General features: G+C 73.5%; 4 protein-coding genes. 3 read left to right on the forward strand and 1 reads right to left on the reverse strand.

The genetic code is table 11. The annotated features are described in order from the left end of the window. From ACJA3G_RS34625 to ACJA3G_RS34635, 3 genes are all read left to right on the forward strand, one after another. Nucleotides 1–777 (forward strand): thiolase C-terminal domain-containing protein (locus ACJA3G_RS34625; protein ID WP_406556998.1); only part of this gene is annotated, 777 nt, incomplete at its 5' end. Between the two features lie 9 nt (nucleotides 778–786). Continuing rightward, the gene (locus ACJA3G_RS34630) at nucleotides 787–1,221 is read left to right on the forward strand and encodes a Zn-ribbon domain-containing OB-fold protein (protein WP_406556999.1); all 435 of its coding nucleotides are present in this window, start codon (nucleotides 787–789) and stop codon (nucleotides 1,219–1,221) included. Further along, nucleotides 1,218–1,988, forward strand: coding sequence for an enoyl-CoA hydratase/isomerase family protein (locus ACJA3G_RS34635; protein WP_406557000.1), 771 nt, complete (start codon nucleotides 1,218–1,220; stop codon nucleotides 1,986–1,988). Before ACJA3G_RS34630 ends, ACJA3G_RS34635 begins: the two co-directional genes overlap by 4 nt. Nucleotides 1,989–2,072: 84 nt before the next feature. On the opposite strand, the gene ACJA3G_RS34640 is transcribed toward ACJA3G_RS34635, so the two are convergent. Next, nucleotides 2,073–2,594 (reverse strand): hypothetical protein, encoded by a 522-nt coding sequence (locus tag ACJA3G_RS34640; RefSeq protein WP_406557001.1) that lies wholly within the window; start codon nucleotides 2,592–2,594, stop codon nucleotides 2,073–2,075. Nucleotides 2,595–2,731: the final 137 nt, after the last annotated feature.

A 2,731-nucleotide genomic window follows, 5' to 3' on the forward strand; every position in this document is an offset into this window, starting at 1 on the left:
GTCCAGCTCCCCACCCCCGCCCAGTGGACGCGCCCCTTCGGGCTGCTGCGCCCCGCCGACGAGATCGGCATGCTGGCCCGGCGCTATATGCACGAGTACGGCGCCACCCGCGACCACCTCTTCAACGTCGCCCTCGCCTGCCGCAACCGCGCCAACCAGAACCCGGCCGCGATGATGTACGAGCGGCCCCTGACCCGCGACATGTATATGACCTCCCGCTGGATCAGCGAGCCGCTCTGCCTCTTCGACAACTGCCTGGAGACGGACGGCGCCCTGGCCTGCGTGATCGTCTCCGCCGAGCGCGCCCGCGACTGCCGCCAGGAGCCGGTGTACGTGCACTCCGCCGCCCAGGGCCTGCCCGCCCAGCACCACGGCATGGTCAACTACTGGAACGACGACCCCCTGACCGGCCCCGCCTGGACCGCCGCCCGCCATCTGTGGAAGCAGGCCGACTTCGGCCCCCAGGACGTGGACGTCGCCCAGATCTACGACGCGTTCACCCCGCTGGTGCCGCTCTCCCTGGAGGGATACGGCTTCTGCGGCCGGGGCGAGGGCGGCGCCTTCACCGAGGGCGGCGCCCTGGAGACCGGCGGCCGGCTGCCGCTCAACACCGGCGGCGGCGGCCTGAGCGAGGCGTACGTCCACGGCTTCAACCTCATCAACGAGGGCGTGAAGCAACTGCGCGGCACCTCCACCGCGCAGGTGCCCGACGCCGCGACCTGCCTGGTGACGGCGGGCGAGGGCGTCCCCACATCGGCCGTTCTGCTGAGGAGTTGAGAAGTCGCGATGCTGACCCCGGTGACCGACGACGACGGCGCCCCCTTCTGGGAGTACGCCGCGCGGGGCGAACTCCGCGTCCAGGCGTGCGCCGCCCCCGGCTGCGGACGGCTGCGCTTCCCGCCCCGCCCGTGCTGCCCGCACTGCCACTCCTTCGACAGCGAGTGGCGCCTGATGTCCGGCCGGGGCCGCATCTGGTCGTACGTCTTCCCCCACCCCCCGCTCCTGCCGGAGTACGCGGCCCAGGCCCCGTACAACACGGTGGTGGTGGAGCTCGCCGAGGACCCCCTGATCCGCCTGGTCGGCAATGTGGTGGCCGAACCAGACGCGCCGCTGAACTCGGTGGCGCCGGAGCGGCTGCGGATAGGAGCGCGGGTGCAGGTGGCGTTCACCGGGACGGACAGCGGTACGACCGTCCCGCGCTGGCTCCTGGAACGCCCATGACCCTGTCCGTCGTACGGGACGAGCGGACCGGCGTCGCGGTGGTGACGCTGAACCGCCCGGAGAAGCACAACGCGATCGACCTGGAGACGGCGGCCGAACTCTCCGCCGCCTGGCGCGGTTTCCGCTACGACGAGACGGTCCGCGCGATCGTACTGACCGGGGCGGGCGGAAAGGCGTTCTGCACGGGCATCGACCGCGCGGCCGAGGTCCCGCAGCCGTCCTCGCCGTACGCGATCGACGATCCTTTGCTCAGCATCGGCCCGAAGGCGAACGACCTGTGGAAGCCGGTGATCGCGGCGGTCCGGGGGATGGCCTGCGGCGGGGCGTTCTACCTGCTGGGGGAGGTCGAGTTCGTGATCGCGGCCGAGGACGCCACGTTCTTCGACCCGCACACGACGTACGGCATGGTCAACGCGTACGAGTCCGCCTACCTGGCCACCCGGATGCCCTTCGGCGAGGCGGCGCGCCTGGCCCTGATGGGCACCGCGGAACGGGTCTCGGCCCGCAGGGCGTACGAAACGGGCCTGGTCAGCGAGGTGACCCCGCCGGGCGAGGAGACAGCGGCGGCACTGAGGTGCGCGGAGATTCTGGCGTCCTGCCCCACCGGGGCGGTGCAGGGGACCGTCCGGGCCCTGTGGACCGCCCGCGCCCCGACCCTGGCGGCCTCCTTCGCCCACGCGCCGCAGCTGATCGCGCTGGGGAACCTGCCCGCGGGCAAGCAGGGGGAGCTGTTCGGGCGGAGGGACCCGGGGTTCAGGGTGCGGTGAGGGGCGCGGAGCACCGCGCGGGCGAACCGGCCCGGTCCACGGCCGGGAGGCCGGGCCGGTGGGTGACTCGCGTCCGCGCCCGGCTCAGCTCCACTCCATGACCCGCGTCAGCCGGCACTCCTTGACCTGCGCGACCCGCGACGGCGCCGCCATCGGCACCTCCACGCTCCGCGACCGGCCCGCGTCGAGGGTCACGAACGCCGATCCGCTGTCGACGGTGGCGCCGGCCGCGCCGAGGAAGTCGACCTCGACCCGGTACCGGTGGCTGCCGCCCGCCGACGGGTCGGCGGTGACCCGTACGGTCGCCGAAGTGACCGCCGCCCGCTTGCCCTGGGCGGGCGCGGCACAGGAGACGACGGTTGCGGCCGGTGTGGCCGAGGGGGACGGCGTCGGGCCGGCGGTGGAGCCCGACCGGGAGCCCGAGCCGGAGCCGGAGCCCGTGGTGCTGTTGTAGTCGTCCGTGCGCCGGTACCCCGAACCGCCGTTGCTCTTGTGGGAGTTGGAGCAGCCGCCCCCGTCACCGCTGCTCTTGCCGTGTCCGTGCCCGTGCCCGGAGAACCCGGTGAGCGCGAGCACCACCCCGGCCAGTACGGCCGTGAACCTCATCCGTCGGCGCAACACCAGCGCCCCACCCCCCGTACCGAAGCCTGCCGAAGTCCCGGTCCGTCGAAGACCGCCGACACCGTAACAGCAGGGCCGGGCGGGGGCCCGCCCCGCCCGGAGGGCCGCCACACGATCTCCCC

The organism is Streptomyces sp. YS-3, assembly GCF_045257485.1.
In the GTDB taxonomy this organism is placed as follows: domain Bacteria; phylum Actinomycetota; class Actinomycetes; order Streptomycetales; family Streptomycetaceae; genus Streptomyces.

What these genes read in the sequence shown, in the direction of transcription:
- ACJA3G_RS34635 (WP_406557000.1), top strand. Translation starts at nt 1,218, where the DNA reads ATGACCCTGTCCGTCGTACGGGACGAGCGGACCGGCGTCGCGGTGGTG.
- ACJA3G_RS34630 (WP_406556999.1), top strand. Translation starts at nt 787, where the DNA reads ATGCTGACCCCGGTGACCGACGACGACGGCGCCCCCTTCTGGGAGTAC.
- ACJA3G_RS34640 (WP_406557001.1), bottom strand. Translation starts at nt 2,594, where the DNA reads ATGAGGTTCACGGCCGTACTGGCCGGGGTGGTGCTCGCGCTCACCGGG.